Source organism: Niallia oryzisoli (assembly GCF_036670025.1).
GTDB classification, from domain to species: domain Bacteria; phylum Bacillota; class Bacilli; order Bacillales; family Cytobacillaceae; genus Bacillus_BD; species Bacillus_BD oryzisoli.
In genome coordinates this window covers 5,120,652-5,139,394 of sequence record NZ_CP137640.1, presented here as the reverse complement: position 1 = coordinate 5,139,394, position 18,743 = coordinate 5,120,652, and the positions used below count along the sequence as shown (strand labels likewise).

General features: G+C 37.3%; 22 protein-coding genes and 1 pseudogene. 17 read left to right on the top strand and 6 right to left on the bottom strand.

The window, feature by feature from the left end; translation table 11 throughout:
• The first annotated feature begins 1 nt into the window (after position 1).
• From R4Z09_RS25685 to R4Z09_RS25630, 12 genes and pseudogenes are all read left to right on the top strand, one after another.
• Positions 2-439 carry a YaaR family protein gene (locus R4Z09_RS25685; RefSeq protein WP_338449525.1) on the top strand — a complete coding sequence of 146 codons (438 nt, stop codon included), beginning with the start codon at positions 2-4 and terminating at the stop codon, positions 437-439.
• A gap of 80 nt (positions 440-519) precedes the next feature.
• Positions 520-996: a flagellar protein FlgN gene (locus tag R4Z09_RS25680; RefSeq protein WP_338449524.1), complete on the top strand. Its 477-nt coding sequence runs from the start codon at positions 520-522 to the stop codon at positions 994-996.
• A gap of 18 nt (positions 997-1,014) precedes the next feature.
• On the top strand, positions 1,015-2,658 hold the full coding sequence (gene flgK / locus R4Z09_RS25675; RefSeq protein ID WP_338449523.1) for a flagellar hook-associated protein FlgK: 1,644 nt from the start codon (positions 1,015-1,017) through the stop codon (positions 2,656-2,658).
• Between the two features lie 15 nt (positions 2,659-2,673).
• On the top strand, positions 2,674-3,558 hold the full coding sequence (gene flgL / locus R4Z09_RS25670) for a flagellar hook-associated protein FlgL (protein WP_338449522.1): 885 nt from the start codon (positions 2,674-2,676) through the stop codon (positions 3,556-3,558).
• Positions 3,559-3,640: 82 nt separating this feature from the next.
• Positions 3,641-4,195 (top strand): DUF6470 family protein, encoded by a 555-nt coding sequence (locus R4Z09_RS25665; protein WP_338449521.1) that lies wholly within the window; start codon positions 3,641-3,643, stop codon positions 4,193-4,195.
• A gap of 57 nt (positions 4,196-4,252) precedes the next feature.
• Positions 4,253-4,699, top strand: a complete 447-nt coding sequence (fliW, locus tag R4Z09_RS25660) for a flagellar assembly protein FliW (RefSeq protein ID WP_338449520.1) — start codon at positions 4,253-4,255, stop codon at positions 4,697-4,699.
• A 6-nt stretch (positions 4,700-4,705) separates the two neighbouring features.
• On the top strand, positions 4,706-4,939 hold the full coding sequence (csrA, locus tag R4Z09_RS25655) for a carbon storage regulator CsrA (RefSeq protein WP_338449519.1): 234 nt from the start codon (positions 4,706-4,708) through the stop codon (positions 4,937-4,939).
• Positions 4,940-5,079: 140 nt separating this feature from the next.
• Positions 5,080-5,286, top strand: a pseudogene (locus R4Z09_RS25650) (flagellin); the annotation flags it as partial.
• A 313-nt stretch (positions 5,287-5,599) separates the two neighbouring features.
• Positions 5,600-6,631 carry a flagellin gene (locus R4Z09_RS25645; RefSeq protein ID WP_422392219.1) on the top strand — a complete coding sequence of 344 codons (1,032 nt, stop codon included), beginning with the start codon at positions 5,600-5,602 and terminating at the stop codon, positions 6,629-6,631.
• A gap of 344 nt (positions 6,632-6,975) precedes the next feature.
• Complete coding sequence (locus tag R4Z09_RS25640) at positions 6,976-7,089, top strand: flagellin (RefSeq protein ID WP_076512307.1); 114 nt, start codon at positions 6,976-6,978, stop codon at positions 7,087-7,089.
• 219 nt (positions 7,090-7,308) lie between these two features.
• Positions 7,309-7,464, top strand: coding sequence for a hypothetical protein (locus R4Z09_RS25635; RefSeq protein WP_338449517.1), 156 nt, complete (start codon positions 7,309-7,311; stop codon positions 7,462-7,464).
• Between the two features lie 74 nt (positions 7,465-7,538).
• Positions 7,539-7,697: a hypothetical protein gene (locus tag R4Z09_RS25630; RefSeq protein ID WP_338449516.1), complete on the top strand. Its 159-nt coding sequence runs from the start codon at positions 7,539-7,541 to the stop codon at positions 7,695-7,697.
• Positions 7,698-7,741: 44 nt separating this feature from the next.
• On the opposite strand, the gene R4Z09_RS25625 is transcribed toward R4Z09_RS25630, so the two are convergent.
• The 3 genes from R4Z09_RS25625 to R4Z09_RS25615 all read right to left on the bottom strand — a co-directional run bounded on the left by R4Z09_RS25625 (position 7,742) and on the right by R4Z09_RS25615 (position 11,119).
• Positions 7,742-8,704 carry an LAGLIDADG family homing endonuclease gene (locus R4Z09_RS25625; RefSeq protein WP_338449515.1) on the bottom strand — a complete coding sequence of 321 codons (963 nt, stop codon included), beginning with the start codon at positions 8,702-8,704 and terminating at the stop codon, positions 7,742-7,744.
• Positions 8,705-8,836: 132 nt separating this feature from the next.
• Positions 8,837-9,772, bottom strand: coding sequence for an endonuclease (locus R4Z09_RS25620; protein WP_338449514.1), 936 nt, complete (start codon positions 9,770-9,772; stop codon positions 8,837-8,839).
• Positions 9,773-10,375: 603 nt separating this feature from the next.
• Positions 10,376-11,119, bottom strand: a complete 744-nt coding sequence (locus R4Z09_RS25615; protein ID WP_338449513.1) for a glucose 1-dehydrogenase — start codon at positions 11,117-11,119, stop codon at positions 10,376-10,378.
• 308 nt (positions 11,120-11,427) lie between these two features.
• On the opposite strand from R4Z09_RS25615, the gene yppF reads away from it, so the two are divergent.
• Entirely contained in the window at positions 11,428-11,664 is a 237-nt protein-coding gene (yppF, locus tag R4Z09_RS25610) for a YppF family protein (RefSeq protein ID WP_338449512.1), read from the top strand.
• A gap of 460 nt (positions 11,665-12,124) precedes the next feature.
• On the opposite strand, the gene R4Z09_RS25605 is transcribed toward yppF, so the two are convergent.
• Complete coding sequence (locus R4Z09_RS25605; RefSeq protein ID WP_338449511.1) at positions 12,125-12,922, bottom strand: IclR family transcriptional regulator; 798 nt, start codon at positions 12,920-12,922, stop codon at positions 12,125-12,127.
• A gap of 276 nt (positions 12,923-13,198) precedes the next feature.
• Between R4Z09_RS25605 and R4Z09_RS25600 the strand changes: the two genes are divergently transcribed.
• Together R4Z09_RS25600 and R4Z09_RS25595 are read left to right on the top strand one after the other, a co-directional pair.
• Positions 13,199-14,038 carry an alpha/beta hydrolase gene (locus R4Z09_RS25600; RefSeq protein WP_338449510.1) on the top strand — a complete coding sequence of 280 codons (840 nt, stop codon included), beginning with the start codon at positions 13,199-13,201 and terminating at the stop codon, positions 14,036-14,038.
• A gap of 45 nt (positions 14,039-14,083) precedes the next feature.
• On the top strand, positions 14,084-15,187 hold the full coding sequence (locus tag R4Z09_RS25595) for an LLM class flavin-dependent oxidoreductase (RefSeq protein WP_338449509.1): 1,104 nt from the start codon (positions 14,084-14,086) through the stop codon (positions 15,185-15,187).
• A gap of 112 nt (positions 15,188-15,299) precedes the next feature.
• On the opposite strand, the gene R4Z09_RS25590 is transcribed toward R4Z09_RS25595, so the two are convergent.
• The gene (locus tag R4Z09_RS25590; RefSeq protein ID WP_338449508.1) at positions 15,300-15,764 is read right to left on the bottom strand and encodes a UPF0158 family protein; all 465 of its coding nucleotides are present in this window, start codon (positions 15,762-15,764) and stop codon (positions 15,300-15,302) included.
• A 552-nt stretch (positions 15,765-16,316) separates the two neighbouring features.
• Between R4Z09_RS25590 and R4Z09_RS25585 the strand changes: the two genes are divergently transcribed.
• Positions 16,317-16,601 carry a putative quinol monooxygenase gene (locus R4Z09_RS25585; RefSeq protein ID WP_338449507.1) on the top strand — a complete coding sequence of 95 codons (285 nt, stop codon included), beginning with the start codon at positions 16,317-16,319 and terminating at the stop codon, positions 16,599-16,601.
• A 75-nt stretch (positions 16,602-16,676) separates the two neighbouring features.
• Positions 16,677-17,663 (top strand): Gfo/Idh/MocA family oxidoreductase, encoded by a 987-nt coding sequence (locus R4Z09_RS25580; RefSeq protein ID WP_338449506.1) that lies wholly within the window; start codon positions 16,677-16,679, stop codon positions 17,661-17,663.
• A gap of 182 nt (positions 17,664-17,845) precedes the next feature.
• On the opposite strand, the gene R4Z09_RS25575 is transcribed toward R4Z09_RS25580, so the two are convergent.
• Positions 17,846-18,172: a hypothetical protein gene (locus R4Z09_RS25575; protein ID WP_338449505.1), complete on the bottom strand. Its 327-nt coding sequence runs from the start codon at positions 18,170-18,172 to the stop codon at positions 17,846-17,848.
• Positions 18,173-18,743 lie beyond the last annotated feature (571 nt).

Genomic DNA, 18,743 nt, shown 5'->3' with positions numbered 1-18,743 from the left:
GATGGAGATTAATCGAGTCTCTAAAGCGGGATTGAACAGGATTCAAAAGAAAGAAGATGCGATCACCGGGTCTATTTCTTTCACTGAAGTAATGGGAAAGAACCGTGAAAACATTCTCTATGAAAAAATGACAAAGATGATGCAGGACATTGAGGATCAAGGAAAAGTCCTAGCAAATTCAAGAACAATTGATGATTTAAAGAAATATAAAAAGCTAGTCAAGCAGTTTATGGAAGAAGCAGTAAACAACGGACTAAAGCTCGAGGAACAGCGCGGCTTTAACCGCCGCGGCCGAACTAAGGTTTACAAAATTGTCAAAGAAGTCGATAAAAAACTAATCGATTTAACTAACGCCGTTCTGGATAAGGAAAAGAAAGGCATTGATATCTTAAGCATGGTTGGAGAAATCAAAGGAATGCTTATTAATATGTACACATGATTGTGATCGCCTATTAACATTCTATATTAACAACCGATATTAATAGAGGATTAATTTTTATCATTGGAAGGTGGGAGCGGATGTCAGTCCAGCCACTCATAGAAGTATTAAAAAAGCTGTTACAGCTGCATAAAAGCCTATACCAAATAAGTTTGGAAAAAACAGAGGCGATTAAAAAAGGAAATATCGAAGCTCTAAATGCGTTAATTAAAAATGAACAAAAACATATAACAGCGATTCAAATGATGGATAAAGAACGAACAATTCATATTTCGCGGTTGTTTCCAGAATTGAATGAACCAACGTTGTCTGAATGTCTGCCTCGATTTGAACAAAGTATCCGCGAGGAGCTTGCATCCATTCAACAAGAATTGATTGGAAAATTGGACGAATTAAAAGCAGTAAATGAGTTAAACCGTGAACTGCTGGAACAGTCCTTACAATATGTCAGGCTGAATCTAGATCTGCTAATGCCTGATGAACTGACAAATTATTCAAAAGGGCATGAACAGGAGGCTTCATTGCCGCAGGTTTCTTTTTTTGATTCAAAAGCATAGGTTAAAGGAGGGATCACCATGGGTTCGACTTTCCACGGATTGGAAACGGCGAAAAGAGGGATGTATGCGCAGCAATCTGCACTGTATGTAACAGGTCATAATATTGCCAATGCCAACACGCCAGGATTTTCACGGCAGCGGGTCAGCTTTGTTACATCAGAGCCCTATCCTGCAGCAGCCATGAACCGGCCGCAAATTCCCGGGCAGATGGGTACAGGTGTATATGCGGGAACCATTGAACGTGTTAGGGAATCTTTTTTAGATATTCAATATCGAAATGAAAATAACAAATTAGGCTATTGGGAATCCCGGGCAGCTTCATTAAGTAAAATGGAAGATATTATGAATGAACCTACTGAAAATGGATTAGCTGCGGTCATGGGGGAATTTTGGCAATCCTTGCAGGACTTATCTGTTTATCCTGAAAATGAAGGCACCAGACAGGTTGTGCTGCAGCGCGGCCAAGCAGTAGTCGATACTTTTCATTATTTAAATGAGTCTTTGACATCAATAAAGAATGATTTTCGTAATGAAATTGGCATCAATTTGCAGGATATCAACTCCATTCTAAGTCAAATCGGTGATCTGAACAGACAAATTGGAGAAGTGGAGCCGCACGGGTATTTGCCGAATGATTTATATGATCAACGTGATCTTTTAGTCGACAAACTATCGCAGTATGTGAGTATAAAGGTGAATAAGACCTCTTCAGGAGGCGATCCACAGGCTATTGCGGAAGGGCAATATCAAATTCAATTAGTTGATAACAATGGAAATGCTTTACTTGGTGCTGATGGTAAACCGATTCAGTTGGTATCAGGTACAGATTACGTGCAGCTCGGCTTTCAAGGCGATACTGAAATTTCATTTGCTGTACCAGCAGCTATTAAGGATCTTGCTGTTTATGATTCAAAAGGAAAAACGATGACAACAACTATTCCTATTTCCGATTCAAATGGGGAAATAACCTTTTCTCTCGGTAAGCTGAGAGGGTTGATAGAGTCGTTCGGTTATGAAGCCCCGTCAACAGATGCTTCAGGGAACCCAACAACAATTGAAAAAGGCATCTATCCTGATATGCTTGCTAAATTGGACAAATTGGCTTATTCCTTTGCTAATATCTTTAATCATACCCACACCGCTGGCTATACGTTAGAAGGGGTGAATGGGAAGGATTTCTTCAAAATGGCAGCAGGTTCAGCAGTCGATTTTTCAAATAAAGAAGCTTATAAAGGAGCAGCAAAAGATATACTCTTAACAGATTTGAGACCGGATGGTATTGCCGCATCTGCAAATGGAACAGGTACAAATGCCGGTGATGGACAGAACGCCTTGAACCTGGCTGACATTCCGAGCATGCTTCTTACAAGTGCCAACCAGTATAGTGCAATTGAGACTGGAACACTTAACTCTTTCTACGAAGCCATGATCGGTAAGCTTGGGGTCGAAGCGCTGCAGGCGAATCGTCTGACAAGTAACAGCCAGATACTAAGCCAATCAGTGGATGAAAAACGCCAGTCCGTCAGCTCGGTTTCGTTAGATGAAGAAATGGCGAATGTCATTAAGTTTCAGCATGCCTATAACGCGGCAGCTAGACAAATTACAGTGGTAGATGAAATGCTCGATAAAATTATCAATGGCATGGGTACAGGCGGAAGATAAGGCAGGTGAATAGAAATGCGTATTACTCAATCAATGCTCTCAAGCAATATGCTTTCAAGTTTAAGTAAGAGTTATGAAAAAATGGCCAAGTATCAGGACCAAATTTCAAGTCAGAAAAAAATCACTCGTCCTTCAGATGACCCCGTTGTCGCGATGAAGGGAATCAGTTACCGCCGAAATTTACAGGAAATTGAGCAATATAAACGGAACTTTTCTGAAGCCTATAACTGGATTGATAACTCTGATGCGTCACTGGATAAAGCAGGGCAGGCACTCCAGCGGATACGTGAACTGGTTGTGCAGGCAAGCAACGATACGTACGATGAGTCGCAGCGCGATTCGATTAGACAGGAAGTCTCACAGTTAAAAGAACATCTTGTGGAGATTGCTAATACTAAAGTGGGCGATAAATATATCTTTAATGGAACAAATACACTCAATCAACCGATCGTTTCCGCAACACTGCCAGCTGTTACAACCAATAATAATCCGGTTGAGCTGGAGTTATCAAAGGGTGTTTTTATCCATGTGAATGTCACACCAGATCAAGTGTTTAACACGAACTTATTTAAAGATATTGATGACCTGATCCAGCAGTTAGATCCTGCTTCCAATCCAACCGGGCAGAACTTGAACCCTTTTATTGAAAAGGTGGATGGACATTTAACGAATGTAACCAATTCCCGTTCTAGCCTAGGTGCCCGTATGAATCGGGTTGAATTAATGGAAGACCGGATCGACCAGCAAGAGGTAATTTCAAAAGAAGTTCTCTCTAATAATGAGGATATTGATTTTGAAAAAGTCGTAACGGAAATGCTGGCACAGGAAAGTGTCCATCGTGCCGCACTCTCTATTAGTGCCCGTATTATTCAACCGTCATTAATGGACTTTTTAAGGTAAAAAGCTATCTAGTCGGATAGCTTTTTCTGTATCAGGATTTCTATATTAAGATGAAAGTTCATAGAGAAAAAGGGGTGAAAACATGCAGATTCCACAAATTGTCATGCAGTCCCGTTTTGCTCAAATTGATATTTCAACCACTCCGTCACAGCAAACGATTGAGCAGCCCAAAGCCCAGCTCTCTCTTCAGCAGCCGAAAGCAGAAATGATCTTGGAAACCACACCAGGACAGTTAAGTATTGATCAAACAAGAGCGTGGGAATCTATGAACATTAAGCATATTTTTCGCCGGATTGAAGAAAATGCACAAAAAGGGATAAACGATGCCTTAAACGGGACAGCAAGAAGAGCCACTGAAGGCGAAGAGATGATGCGGATTGAAAACGGCGGCAGTGCGATTGCAAGTCAGGCAACGCGAAACAGCCAGCTATTGAATTATGACTACAATATCGGTCTAGTCCCGCCGCCGTTCTCTGTAAAAATGAACTACCAGCCGGGACATCTAACGATTCAGGTGGAGCCTAAGCAAGTGATTAATAACACGGTGGCGGAGAAGCCTGTAATTGACTATCAAAAGGGACAGGTAAACATCAGGATGAAACAGAATGCGGAGTTGAATATTGATTTTAAGATGTAAAGAAGCATCATTCTGATCAATTTCTTAACAAAAAATCACCAAAAAGGACAGGATCATATGAACATTCAATCTAAATATCATGGAGAAATAACTGTACATAAGGAAGATATATTATATTTTGAAAAAGGAATTCCGGGGTTTCCGTATGAATCGCAATTTGTTCTGATTCCTTTGACAGAGGATGGGCTTTTTCAAGTACTGCAATCAACTGTTAATGCAGAAGTTGGATTTATTACGACAGATCCGTTCTTTTTTAAGCAGGACTATGATTTTGAGGTAGATGATGCGGTTGTTGAAGGTCTGGGGATTGAACATGAAAAGGATGTTAAAGTTGTTGTCATTATTACACCACAGGAACCGTTCAATCGGTCAACAGCAAATCTGCAGGCACCTATTGTTATTAATACAGCAAACAATAATGCCAGACAAGTGATCTTAAACAACACTAACTATCTTACTAAACATCCTCTCTTTGCAGAGGAAACAGTTACTGCAAAGGGGTGATCGTTTATGCTAGTGCTGACACGGAAAAAGGGACAGACAATTCGAATTGGTGATGATATTGAGATTACGATTGTGGCTACGGTGAATGATCAGGTGAAGATTGGTATTCAAGCTCCGAAGAATGTGGAGATTTTGCGGCAGGAGTTATTTGAAGAGATTCAAGCTGAAAACAAAGCTGCAACAGCTTCTGTTGAAAATCTACTAAGTAACCTAAAAAATTTACCCAATTTGAAAAAATAATTATACTAAAACATTAAACAGTTACTCAAATCCTCCGATATTAGAATTGTAAGAGGGAATAAGGGCGGCCGACTTTGTTTTCTCTGAAAATTTATTGGTTCACAGGGAAGTGAGCCGGATATTCAAGGAGGAAAAAGGGAATGAGAATTAATCATAATATTGCGGCGTTGAATACTTATCGTCAGTTTGGTGCCGCAAACAAAGCACAATCAAATTCAATGGAGAAATTATCTTCAGGTCTTCGTATTAACAAAGCTGGCGATGATGCAGCAGGTCTTGCGATTTCTGAGAAAATGCGTGGACAAATTCGTGGGTTAGACCAAGCTTCAGCAAACGCTCAAGACGGTAGACTAGAAATGCCGCTCTAAACAGTAATGTTTAGATGAACACTCCGTGAATTCGGTGGAACCCTAAACCAAACCTTTCTAGGTGGATGGTAGGCAATACCGAGCCAAGCCTAATGAATCGGTAACTAGTAATTAGGAAGGTGTGACGGTCAGGTAGTGAGGAGCCGTACCAATAACCTACCCACGAGCGCGGGGCACCCTTAAGGTAGGGTGAAGATATGACCTGAACTTTATGGAAACATAAAGAAGCAGAGGATAAAAAACCACTGCGATAACATATTTGATTTCTTTAATTCAAACTGCTGAAGGCGGATTGAGTGAAACTCATGATATTCTGCAACGCATGCGTGAATTAGCTGTACAGGCATCTACTGATACTAATACAGCTACTGACCGTGATGCTATTCAAAAGGAAATTGACCAGTTAACAAGTGAAGTTGACCGTATTGGCACTACAACACAATTTAATAATAAAAACTTGCTTGATGGTTCACAGTCCCAAAGTGTAACATTAGCAGCGGCAAATACAAAAGTTGTAAAGGCTGAGGTTTTAACTAGTACTGATACTGGAACTTACTCTCTTACAGTTGGAAGCAAATCTGTTGATGCTGCCAATTTAAGTGCTGGTGGTACGGGTGTTACTTCTGCTGACATTGATTTAAGTGGCGGAGCAAATTTTGATGTGAATCAATCATTCTCTATTAAAGTAGAAGATGGAACAACAAACAAGAAGATAACACTTATGGGACAAGACGGAACTGTAATTGATACACAGGATAATGTAGACGTTGCTGGTGGTGCTGTTGTTTTAGACAATGGTAGCGGTAATGAAATAACTATTGGTGCTGGTAAAATTACAGGTAACGGAACAATGAAATTTGATGTAGGTATTACAGCTGATTATACAGTTACAAACACTACAACTAATCAAGCGACTAATGCATCAGTAACAACAACAGATGGTAAAGTAAATGTTGGGGCATTTGAGCTTACAGTTGATAAAACTTTGACAAATAATACTGATGCAGCAGCATTTAAAGTTAGCGGTGAAGCAATTCAGTTACAAATTGGTGCAAATGAAGACCAGAATATGAGAATTGCAATTAGAGATATGGGAGCACAGAACTTAGGTGTTGATAATATTGATGTTTCTTCATACTCTAATGCAAAAGATGCTATCTCAACCATTGATGCTGCAATTAATACGGTATCTACTGAGCGTTCTAAACTTGGTGCATACCAAAATCGTTTAGACCACACAATTAATAACCTAGGAACTTCTTCTGAAAACTTAACTGCTGCGGAATCTCGTATCCGTGACGTAGATTATGCTTTAGCTGCCTAAACAGTGACTAGCACAGTCGTCCTAGCTGGTAACGGCTAGTGATTACAATCGGGTGAATTGCTGGAAAACCCTTAGAGCTTTTCTTACCACAACGTAGTTGGAAACGACAAGCGTGATGGTTTGAAAAAAGAGAAGATTGGGCAATCAGCAGCCAAGCTCCTGTCTCGAAAGAGTGGAGAAGGTTCAACGACTAGGATAGACCATCTAAGTCGGAAGCTATGATGATGAAATCCATAGGTGAAACAATGGTCATCAACATTGTGAATCCGAAGTGCCCGACCCCTACTAGATTGCTAGAGGGTGAAGATATAGTCTAGTAATTTGTGAAAGCAAATTTTCGCACGATGGCGAAAGAAATGATGAACCAAACTAAGAATTCTATTCTTTCTCAAGCAGCACAAGCAATGTTAGCTCAATCAAATCAAATGCCTCAAGGTGTATTACAACTCTTGAGATAATTGATGAGAAGGGCGTCTAGCTTGGTAACGAGCTAGAGTATAACTGGGTGAATTGCTGGAACTTCCTAAAGCTTCATCAACCACAACGTAACTGGAAACGGTCAGTGTGAAGGTATGAAAATGATGGAGATAAAACAATGGATAATCAGCAGCCAAGCTCCTGTGAGGAAACTCTGGAGAAGGTTCAACGACTAGAGAATACGGTCTAAGGTAAAAGCTATGACTATGAATCTCGTAGGGCAGCAAAAGCTGTTCGAAGTGCCCAGCTCCATGAAAAACATGGATGAAAATATAGTCTATTCTGTGATTTCGAAAGACACAGCGGCAAAGCAAGCCAACCAACAACCACAAGGAGTTTTACAACTTCTTCGTTAATTTTAGATATGATAGAGGCTCTAGTTTAACTAGGGTCTCTTTTCATATAAAGCTGTTCGAAAGGAGGAAACTAGTTGAATAAAGATGAACAAGATCGTGAAAAATTTCTTGAGGAACAGCTCGAATGGTGTAAAGTACAAAATGCCATCTTAGAAGAAATAGAAATAATTAATTCACTAATACCCCATTTCTTTTTGGTTAAGTATACTATGATGCTCCGAATGTTTAACTAGTATACAAACTACATTTCTTTAGTATTTTTTGTTTTTTATAAAAGTCAAGACCAATATTTTAGGCAACTTTGGTATTTTCGCTCTAAGACAATATTGGGGCTTTTATATATCCAATTAATTACATCTTTATCTCTCCGGCTCCCATAAAGTTGATAACCTCTTACATAATCTCCTTTTTTAAGTTCTCTTATTACTAACATATAACCTGTTTCTTTGTAGATATGTACTTGTAATTGTTTTAATAACATATATGATCCACCTGTTAAGGCAAATTGACGTTTTCCAATGTAGCCATCGCCATCCCAAAGACCCCTGATATAATGTCTATACAATTCTTTATGGAGAACCGGTAAAGTAATTTCCTTTGTTTTATTAGGAACAATACCAAATTTCACGAGGTCGCTGACTATTTCTTTGCTAGATATCCCCAATACCTTTAAGTCTTCTTGATTTTTGGGTTTGCGTTTTGTTCCTAATATTGCATTACTCCCCATAGCTTTTTTTATTTGTTTAAGTATATCGGCATCACTTTCCTTTATTGCAACAGCTAAATTTCTCCCGTTTTTATTCACATATCCATCTGCAGTTAGAAAGCCTAGAATATACGCTTGATATTCAGTATTTATTTCCTTAAAGAATTGTGTGTCTAATGTATAGATTCTATAGCTGCCGGCACTTTTCTTAATAGGGCATGGATCTAGATTAAATTTTTTTCGGAAGTATTTAATTGTTTCAGGTTTGACGTTAAACATTTTCCCTATTTCGACATCATTATATTGTAAGAGCATCTTTTTAAGTTGTTCTTTATACTTATATGGTTTATCTTTTGCGCAATTACACGTTAGTCCTTTACCAGCTAATAAATGTCTGCTTTGCTTTACAAACTTGTTTCCACAAGTATTACATTTGCACAACCATATGGTATTTTTACTGCTTTCTAAAAAAACCCTATCAATTACAGTATACATACCAAAAATACGACCTTTTAAGTTTATTAACTTACCCATTTGACAGCTCCTCACTTTCAAGGCTTTGACTTGTTATTTTGAATTTAAAAACGCAGGGACGGTAATTTCGCGTTTCAATGAAAATTGTTCCTGCACAATGACGCTCCGAAAAAGCCTAGATATCTTCCAATTTTATATCTCCTTATAGCTTTGCAAAATAAAGCATAGACTAGTAATCTGACTGTTGTTCATTCCGGTAAATTTCTTTATATTATCAATTATTTGCCAATGTTTCAGGTCAACATTTACTTGATAGGGTTTCATATCTTTTAGGTCCAAGACTTTTATGAAATAGTTCTTGTAATAGTCTATATAATGATTTCTATCATTTACAATTTCATAAAGCTTCGGCAGGTATTCCAAATTATCATTGATGGTAAAAGTTGGTTTTGATATTGTGAAATTATTAGGTAAATAGATTGTAGTCCTCTTAGGAAATGATTTGTTTTGTAGTTCATCAAATTGAATCATTTTCCTGTGCATTGAAGGGTGTATGAATGGCTCGACTAGTCGATAAAAGTAATAAATTTGAGGTTGATCATAAATAACTAAACGATTTTGGCCGTCTAGTGAAAAGCACAAGGAAAACCTTTTTACAAGAAGCTTTATTAATTGTTGATTTTCTAGCTTTGTAAAGTTGTCTGTAGAGAGGATTATTTTTCTTGGCGTGCCGTTATCTACTTTTAAATGACCATCATCTAAGTACCACCATGCCAAAGCTTTTTCATTAAAATAACTTTTTAAAAAGTCAAAGGGGATAATTTTCTTTCGGGATGAATACCAGATAGACTCCAAGTATGTAATGATGTTAGCCGTTTTCGATTGAACCATATATCTCTCTGTATACCCCTTCAAGGTTCTAATATCTTGGACTTTTCTATATGAGGGAGGACTAAGAGGTAAGAATGGTTGAAGTTTTTTGTAACAGAAGTTACACCAATCATAGTCACTAGCAGTATGAATAAACTGAAATCTCGGTTTGCGTCTGGGTTGTAATGTGATGCAGCCGTCTCCTAATAACTTACCACATATATATGATAAGAAGTCTTTCTCTTCTACGGAATTCATCTGAAACACTCCCTTCCCTAGCTCATTTAACTTTATTATAGAACATATGATCCTAGTTTGAATGCTTTTTAAAATAAAAATTTTGAATTTTTTAGTAACAAATTTTAATAAACCAATGCGTATATCCGCAAATTAATATTTAACCTTCATCGCTCCACGTTGCAGCCCTCACGTTATACGTTAACCACCGATTACTGAAAAATTGAAACGCCGGGACGAATCGTCCCCGCGTTTCCCCACTTTCATTTGTATAGGTAAATACAACTGCTTTTTATTCGATCTAGAATCTACAACATATTTATCAAGTAATAACTTGGCATTAGATGGACTTCCTAATAAAAAGTGTTTTACTGGTGCTTGGTGCCAGGCGCTCCCCGAAAAATCTTGTTTCACGAATTGTTCCACAAGATGGATGTATTTTGTTTACTAAAGAATTGGTACTTTCTACAGGATATAAACCAGATGAAAATTCATCCAAACAAATAACCTTGCAAAAAAGCAAGGTTATCTATATGACTTATTAATATCACTCTATTTATATGTAATGGACCAACAGGGAATAGGGGTGTTCACGTGTACCTTCCCCATGTACCACTAACATTATTATACTGCGGTATAACCACCATCAATCATAAGCGAACTTCCTGTTACAAACTCATTTTCACACAAAAATACGATTCCATGTGCTATTTCTTCGGGCTGGCCGAGTCGGCCAATAGGGTGTCTGGCCACTAATCCATCATAAAATTCACCTAACGCTTCTTTATTAACCATACCAGACTCAACGTATCCAGGGCAAACAGCGTTTACGCGAATGTTTTTATCCGCATACTCTAGGGCAAGTGATTTCGTTAATATGTTAACAGCACCTTTACTTGCATTATAAGCAAAAGCACCTGCCTCCCCAACATGGCCCAAAATGGAAGCTGTATTTACAATGGACCCTCCACCTGTTTTTAACATTTCACGAATGGCATACTTTGAACCAAAAAAGACACCATTTTGGTTGATCGAAATTACCTTGTTATATTCTTCAAATGTCAGCTCATGGGTCTTTGCAAGTACACCAATTCCTGCGTTGTTGACCATAATATCGACTCTTCCGTAAATTTTGACTGTTTCACTTACAAGGTTTTCGACTGATTTTTCTTCAGCAGCATTTACATAGATGAACGTAACATCAGCACCATTGTCTTTTAAATCCTTTTCCACTGATTTTCCACCATCTTCATTATAATCAGCAATGACAACCTTTGCACCTTTGTCCACAAAAGCTTTTACCGTGGCTAAACCAATACCAGAAGCTCCGCCTGTTACAATTGCGACTTTTTGTTTTAAATGAAACATGATAACAACTCCTTTGATTTATAACAAATTTAGTATATTGTAGTTCATTTTTTATTATTCAGTCTTTATAGGGTTCTTTAGGAAAATTCCAGGTAGTACAGTGAGCTGGCAGGTAAAACCCTTTTCATTTTTATCAAATCACCTTCCAATAACTACCTCTTTTCATTGTATTGCTATTTTCTATCTAACCAACATAAACTATTTATCAATTTCCAAAAAGTGGACTATATAATGTATCAGTGATATATGTTATTCTAAATGTAAGCGATTACAGTATCTTAAATCACATAAGAAATGGGTGAATTATAATGCTATTAAAAGACTTAATGTATGGATTTGCGATAGTAAAAAAACAAAACGCATTAAATCTTAACGAACTACTGGATTTCACTCAGAAATGTTATATTAATGGAGAAATAAGTATTGCTGAGTACAAAAAGCTTTATTTTGAATTGAACAAACTTGGTGCAAAAAAGCCAGAGTCTTTTATTTGTAATAATAGGGAGTTAATTATAGATGTAAGTTCAGTTCAACAACTATCCTGATTTTTTCATAAAAAGTTTATTCATTATATTAAATAAGAGCATGTTTTGTACAAAACGATTCTTTTTCAAAACACGCTCTTTTATTTGTTCTTGTATTAAAGTTTGTAGTGTTATTTTAATCAAACTTTATTTCAAAGCATAGTTAATATAGTTAATCTTCAATCATGTTCCACGCTACTTATATCTTTAGCATTTAATAATATTAAAAAAAACCTCTTAATTTGATCTGAACCCCCGATTAGTGGACATTTAATAAAAGTCCTTATTCGGGGTTTTTTCGGAGAAACATCGTCCCCGCATTTCAATTAATGAGACTAGTACAAATTTAAATCCAAATCAATGGAATCTGTATCCAATAAATGCAATAATATTGACGAATATAATAAGGAAACGAACGTCAAAGGCTTCTGGTGACATATTAGATTGTATGGAATTTTCAATTATCATCTTTATAAATTAATTACCAATATCGTTTAAAATCCCATTGTTCTAAAATAGTAGAAATATTACTGGCAGTTTTCTGCATTTCTTTTATATAGTAAGAGATTTTACTACGATCAAAGTTTTTGCTTGAACAAATAACCTGTATAGCAAAATTAACGGATCTGCTGGAATCCTTTAGGGGTACTGCAAAAGAAATTCCTCCTAAACCAAACTCTTCTTCACATATCGAATATCCCTGTGATCTTACCTTACTTATTTCCGCACGAAATAAATCCGGATCTGTTATCGTATAACTTGTATAGCGTTTCAACCCATTATCTATTACTCTTTCTATTAATTCTTCATCTTGATGAAAAGCAAGTAAGACCCTTCCAGCGCTTGTACAATGGATAGGGGTATCTTTTCCAATATGGGTATATGCTTTATGTGGAAATTTACATTCAAAGAAATGTACATTGGTTACCCTCGAACCCTCTAAAGTGCAGACTCTCACGGTTTCATTTAACTTATCAGCCAGTTCCTTATATAAAGGGAATGCCTCTTTATGTGCTTCTGAATTTGACATAACGATTGAACTGAGGGAGAGAAAGGGGAAGCCAAGACGGTATTTTCTAGTAGAAGGATTCTGCTCTAAAAAACCTTCACTAGCTAAAGTTGCCATAATACGTTGTACTACACTTTTAGGCATTCCAAGTGAATTTGAAACTTCAAGCACTCCTTTTTCCGGTTCATCAATAGTGAAAGAACGTAAAATGTCCAATACATTGACTACATAGGAAACGGATGACTTTTTTCGATTTTCCAAAAGAGTCATAGACGATCAATCTCTCCTTTAAAGTGATAGACAAACATATGAATATGGTATTGCATCTTTTATCATACAATATAAAAGTAAATTAATCAAAATATTTACATTCTTCTGAATAATTAAATTATAATCCCTCTGACAGGGATTTGCCTGTTTTTATCATTTGAAAAATAAGATATTATTCCTTACAGACAACTGAGAAATTACTTCTCTCAAACTGAAAAGGTTTTCAATTCTCTTAAAAGAGAAAATAATATGTTATTCCTATGTGGAGGTGTTTGGGTGTTAGCGAAAAAGCAATTATCAAACGGCCATACGATTTCTTACTTAGAAATAGGAGAAGGTACCCCATTACTCTTAATTCCTGCAACAGGTGTAGACCATACCGTCTGGGGTGATCATTTATCGGCCTTTGCAAAACACTTTAGAGTCTTTGCTATCGATAACCTCGGGACAGGTGACAGCAGCAAGATAGAAGATGTGAGTCATTACACAGAGGAAGTTTTGGCAGATGATGCATTTGAACTGATGAAATCATTAAATATTGACTCTGCACATGTTGCCGGCATCTCTATGGGTTCCATCGTTGCCCAGCGCGTGGCAATTGAACATCCTGGATTTGTTCGTTCCCTTTCCTTATATAATTCCTGGGGAAAAACGGATGACTTTATGGAACAAATATTTAGTATATGGCAAAGGTTAATTGAGACACAGCCAATGTCATTTGCCGGGCCATCGATGCTGCACTGGCTTGTTTCGGAAGCTCTTTGGGAAGAACATCCAGAACAAATTCCATTATTATCAAAAATGGTCTTTGAAAGTGAAACAGCACCTCCTACATTTGTCACGCTTGCACACTTGGAAATTGATATCGCCCATGATGCGTTAGATGAACTCCGGTATATTCAAGCACCAACATTGATTATTGCGGGTGAAGAAGATCGGACAACCCCTGTACGATATGCAAAAGAAATGGTAGAACAAATTCCAAATGCAGAGCTACAAGTAATAACTGGCAGAGGTTCAAGCCATTTACTAATGAATGAAAGAGCGGAGGAATTCCAGTCAATCGCTATTAACTTTTTAATCAATCAGGATAAAAAGGTAAATACTCTTTCCTAAGTGATAGCCATTAGTAGTTTCCTATAAAATGAATGGAGTGATAGAATGACTCAATTAGAATTTTCTACGTTTGATTTGGTGCATTGGCCGCATACAGGACGGAAAATGGAAGGAAAGGTTCAATCCCAAATATATGAAGAACATATAAAGCAGTGGAAACTTACAGAGGAATTGGGATTTGATGCTATCTGGTTAGGAGAACACCATTTTACTGATTACAGCATGACACCTTCTCCTAATATCATGTTGGCGGCATTGGCCAGGGAAACGAAGAAAGTTAAAATTGGGAATATGATTAATGCTTTCCCTTTTAATGACCCATGGAGATTAGCAGAAGAATTTGCCATGCTTGATATTCTTTCTGAGGGAAGATTAGTCATTGGGTTAGGACGAAGTGCTGATGTGCAGGAATATGAAAAATTTGGTATTCCACTGAAAGAGGGAAGACCTCGTTACCAAGAGGGGTTAGAATTAGTAAAAAAAGCTTTTACGGAAGAAGTCGTTCATTTTGATGGAGAGTATTACAAAATGAATGGGGGTTCACTGGTACCACGTCCAATTCAACAGCCATATCCAACTATTTATGCCACCTGTTTAAGTCCGGAAACCCATGACTGGGCCGCAAAAGAAGGGTATCCGATTTCAACCTTATTCTTACCTCCAGATCAAACAGTACAAAGCTATCAAACGTATATGTCTGCGTGTGAAAAATATAACAGGGAAGTGGATCCGAAAAATTATTTGCTATTTAGAAATGTGTACGTGGCGGAAACAAAGGAACAGGCCATTGAAGAAGCAAGAGTACCAATGTTGAAATTCCTGCAGCTATTCCAAAATGCAGCTGTGCCAGAAACGAAAGAAATGATGGATAACTTCCCAGAGAACTTCAAATATTTTTCTGAATTCTTTGCGCCATTCTTTGGTGATTCCTTAACCTATGAAGGGTTAATTGAAAGTGGTATCTTCATCTGCGGGGATCCGGATACAGTGGCTGAAGAAATTCAAAGACAGCATGAAATGATAGGCATGGGCCATTTAGGATGTTGGATGGCTTTCGGAGATCTGCCGCATGAAAAGGTAATGAACTCTATTCAATTGTTCGGTGAACAAGTAATGCCAAGATTTAAATCAACTGTGTTAACTAAATAAATCTGTAAAAACAGAAGACTACTCCAGCGAGGGTGTCTTCTGTTTTTTTATGTACTTTGAAAAATCCTTTGGAACCAGCAGGAAGGATCTCGCATTTCCATTGGACTTCTCCTTATTCAATAAGTTCAATGTCATTATCCCGGCACCATTCTTTAGCAATCTGTTTATAGCGCTCATCACGATAGGAAAACCATTGATCTCGGATTCCAAGATTGATAATTTGATCTTTAAATCTTTGAAAGGCACCTTTGCTGCCGATAGCACGCAATAAAGAATTTTGAATCCGTTCATCTTTCATTGAGAAGCAGAAATCTTCCATAATCCCGTATTCATGGATATCAAATTTAGTCGGTAATTCTATATAATTACCATCATTCTCTAAAATATCAATAGCAACTCTGCTATTTTCCTGCATCCATTGGGGTGAATCATCATTATCTTCACCTTCTGCTGCTCTTAATTCCTCCGATGTTATAAAAACAATATCTCCAGTGGTCTTATTAAAAAATGAGTAAGAATCATCGATTTGAGATTCCATTTCCCATACAATATCCTTCAACTTCACAGGTTTGACCATTATGATCATCTCCTTCTATTCAATTCTATCTCTATTTTCACTATATAAAATAACATACATTATTTGACGTATTAACCTTTGAAACATTAGCGGTGCCCTCTGTTCTTTTAAGCTAAGTGCCAGGTACTGTTTGGGTTTAAGTGCCTGTGACGCCCCGAAAAATCTTGTTGCACACCTTGGTGCCAGAAAGATGTATGTTTTTAAATCATTTGAGCTAGATGGAGAGGCCTAGCTACTGTTAACAACCCGATTAAGAATCGGATTCCTGCCTAAATTAAACAAGCAATAGCAGCGAAATTAAAGCAACCCCGTGAACAAAATTATAAGTTTTTAAAGGTTAAGCATAAGTTCAATTCATACGAATTTATGCTTCTATTGAAGTATTTTGCAGGCTTTTCACCATAAAAGAATAATAAAAAACTTAAGAGAGTAAGTTAAAATTGTATTAGAAGGTAAATCTAAATCAAGTAATCTAAATTACCATTGTTTGTTGAAAAAATTCCCCATAGGTAACATTTTCACGGCTAAAAAAGCGCTAAGGAGACCAATTAAATGATTAGAGTTGTTTGTAAGGGAAAGCTTAAACCAGGTGCAAATGTTGAAGAATATTTAAGTTTAGCAAGACAGGTAGTGGCTGAAACGAGGAAAGAACAAGGCTGTAAAATGTATACATATCATCAAGATATCAATGACCCATCTATCATTACAACAATTGAGGAATGGGATGATGAAGAGGCTATCAAAGAACATAATCAAAGTGGTCACGTCTTAAAAATTGTCCCAAAGTTAAGGGAAATGCGGGAAAGCACCGAAATAAATCTATATCGAGAGGTTTGATAGATTCTGTAAAAACATCAGGAGGAACACTTATTATTAAAACTAGAGTGATGATAGGAGAAGGGGAAAATAGCCATGAAATTTGAAAAAGTTCGTTGGGGCATTATTGGATGCGGTGATGTGACAGAAGTGAAAAGCGGACCGGCATTGCAAAAAATTGGGAATTCAGAGTTAGTTGCCGTTATGCGGAGAACCGGTGTACTAGCGAAGGACTACGCGGAAAGACATGATGTTCCGAAATGGTACGATGATGCTGATGCACTGATTAACGATCCAGATGTTGATGCCGTCTATATTGCGACACCACCAAGTTCACATAAAGAATATACCATTGAAGTTGCAAAGGCTGGAAAACCAGTTTATGTAGAAAAGCCAATGGCGCTCAATTTTACTGAATGCAGTGAAATGATTGCCGCTTGCAATGCTGCTGGCGTTCCTCTTTATGTTGCTTACTATCGTAGGGCCTTGCCCCGATTTTTAAAAGTAAAAGAGTTATTAGAAAATAAAGCAGTCGGTGACGTTCGTTTCGTATCAACAAAACTCTATCAAAAAGCTTCGGATAATGTATTGGATTCAAAAAATCTGCCGTGGAGAGTTCAACCTGAAATAGCCGGAGGAGGGTTATTTTTTGATTTAGCTAGTCATACGCTTGATTTATTCGATTTTTTGTTTGGGCCCATTAAGGATGTTCAAGGCTTTGCTTCCAATCAAGCGGGTTATTATCGTGCGGAAGATATCGTTACAGGCACTTATCGATTTGAGTCGGGAGTTCACGGTATTGGCAGCTGGTGTTTTACTGCTTTTGATGATGTGGATGTGAATGAAATTGTCGGTAGTAAGGGGAAAATTTCCTTTTCCACTTTTGGAAATGAGCCCATTGTTTTGAAGACCACAAGTGGAACAGAGCAATGGAGGTTTGAAGCGCCGCTGCACGTCCATCAACCTCTGTTAGAAACGATTGTGGCTGACTTATTAGAAGGTAGCAGCCAGTGCTCAAGTATTGGCGTAACCGCTGCGAGAACAAACTGGGTGATGGGTAAGATAAACGGCTGGTCACTGTGACGCCACGAAAAATCTTGTTTCACATATGTTCCACAAGGAATTATGCTTTGAAAGCATATGAGCTAGTTGGTAGGGCCTAGTTACTGTGATGAAGAACCAAAAGTGAAAGGTTAGGAATTATAGGCATTATATTTAAAAGGTAAAATAAATATAATAATCACAAACATTTAAGTTTGTGATTATTATTGTATTCTTTCTAATAGCCACTCTTGAACTTCATTCGCAATATCTATCCCCACTTTTAAATAAGCCAGCCGTGTGCCTTTACCAATCAGGATCACCCTTGGGGTCATGGCTTCTTTAGCCGCTTTTAGAACGTTTAGAGATTCTATCGGTTCTAAGGTTTCAATGACAACTGTTTCTATAGCTTCTAGTGGTACACGAATCGTACCAATTAAGCCTCCTGTTTCAAGAAATTTACCATTTATTTTTAGAAAGTTACTCTTCCATGAATACTCTATTTCTGACACTTGCTTATTTGTTTTAGCTCCACCGCTGAATATTCCCATTTGGTCTACTCCTTTATCTATTAGTACTTTTAATGTACCCACTTATTAAAACAATATTTCTAAGTCAAAATATCGTAAATATAAAATACTCGGTAATCACAAAACAGGTAGTATAGGGGCCTAAAGATGATGATCATTGTTAACGTCGGGACTGTTCCGGCGTTTCACCCTGGTGGATTGGATTTAAGCTTCGTATTTTAAGTTGAAAGTAGGCCCATGGAAGGTGCTTATTTCCTTTGAAATAGATTTTGATCACGAGATCCATCCTGGTGTTTCAGTAGGTGTGTGACTGTACAAGGGTTTTAAGAAAAATCGGGTGCCAGGAACCATCCAGGGATAAAATGCAACTTCATTTTTAAAATTTTTATTATTATTCCTATAGTCAATAAACTATTTTAACGTAATAATAAAGGAGTTAAATAATTTATAGTTTAATATGTTAAGGAAGGGAAATTTAAATTGTTATGAATACTGTTACAAATGCAATCTCGCAAGTACCAGTAATAGGGGAATTTACGAATTTTATTCTGGGTATTCATCCTATTCTGGGTCCAATCTTATGGTGGTTAAT

What these genes read in the sequence shown, in the direction of transcription:
- R4Z09_RS25605 (WP_338449511.1), bottom strand. Translation starts at nt 12,922, where the DNA reads ATGACTCTTTTGGAAAATCGAAAAAAGTCATCCGTTTCCTATGTAGTC.
- R4Z09_RS25685 (WP_338449525.1), top strand. Translation starts at nt 2, where the DNA reads ATGGAGATTAATCGAGTCTCTAAAGCGGGATTGAACAGGATTCAAAAG.
- R4Z09_RS25595 (WP_338449509.1), top strand. Translation starts at nt 14,084, where the DNA reads ATGACTCAATTAGAATTTTCTACGTTTGATTTGGTGCATTGGCCGCAT.
- R4Z09_RS25620 (WP_338449514.1), bottom strand. Translation starts at nt 9,772, where the DNA reads ATGAATTCCGTAGAAGAGAAAGACTTCTTATCATATATATGTGGTAAG.
- yppF (WP_338449512.1), top strand. Translation starts at nt 11,428, where the DNA reads ATGCTATTAAAAGACTTAATGTATGGATTTGCGATAGTAAAAAAACAA.
- R4Z09_RS25625 (WP_338449515.1), bottom strand. Translation starts at nt 8,704, where the DNA reads ATGGGTAAGTTAATAAACTTAAAAGGTCGTATTTTTGGTATGTATACT.
- R4Z09_RS25665 (WP_338449521.1), top strand. Translation starts at nt 3,641, where the DNA reads ATGCAGATTCCACAAATTGTCATGCAGTCCCGTTTTGCTCAAATTGAT.
- R4Z09_RS25615 (WP_338449513.1), bottom strand. Translation starts at nt 11,119, where the DNA reads ATGTTTCATTTAAAACAAAAAGTCGCAATTGTAACAGGCGGAGCTTCT.
- csrA (WP_338449519.1), top strand. Translation starts at nt 4,706, where the DNA reads ATGCTAGTGCTGACACGGAAAAAGGGACAGACAATTCGAATTGGTGAT.
- flgL (WP_338449522.1), top strand. Translation starts at nt 2,674, where the DNA reads ATGCGTATTACTCAATCAATGCTCTCAAGCAATATGCTTTCAAGTTTA.
- R4Z09_RS25680 (WP_338449524.1), top strand. Translation starts at nt 520, where the DNA reads ATGTCAGTCCAGCCACTCATAGAAGTATTAAAAAAGCTGTTACAGCTG.
- R4Z09_RS25640 (WP_076512307.1), top strand. Translation starts at nt 6,976, where the DNA reads ATGGCGAAAGAAATGATGAACCAAACTAAGAATTCTATTCTTTCTCAA.
- R4Z09_RS25635 (WP_338449517.1), top strand. Translation starts at nt 7,309, where the DNA reads ATGACTATGAATCTCGTAGGGCAGCAAAAGCTGTTCGAAGTGCCCAGC.
- R4Z09_RS25585 (WP_338449507.1), top strand. Translation starts at nt 16,317, where the DNA reads ATGATTAGAGTTGTTTGTAAGGGAAAGCTTAAACCAGGTGCAAATGTT.
- R4Z09_RS25575 (WP_338449505.1), bottom strand. Translation starts at nt 18,172, where the DNA reads ATGGGAATATTCAGCGGTGGAGCTAAAACAAATAAGCAAGTGTCAGAA.
- flgK (WP_338449523.1), top strand. Translation starts at nt 1,015, where the DNA reads ATGGGTTCGACTTTCCACGGATTGGAAACGGCGAAAAGAGGGATGTAT.
- R4Z09_RS25590 (WP_338449508.1), bottom strand. Translation starts at nt 15,764, where the DNA reads ATGGTCAAACCTGTGAAGTTGAAGGATATTGTATGGGAAATGGAATCT.
- R4Z09_RS25580 (WP_338449506.1), top strand. Translation starts at nt 16,677, where the DNA reads ATGAAATTTGAAAAAGTTCGTTGGGGCATTATTGGATGCGGTGATGTG.
- fliW (WP_338449520.1), top strand. Translation starts at nt 4,253, where the DNA reads ATGAACATTCAATCTAAATATCATGGAGAAATAACTGTACATAAGGAA.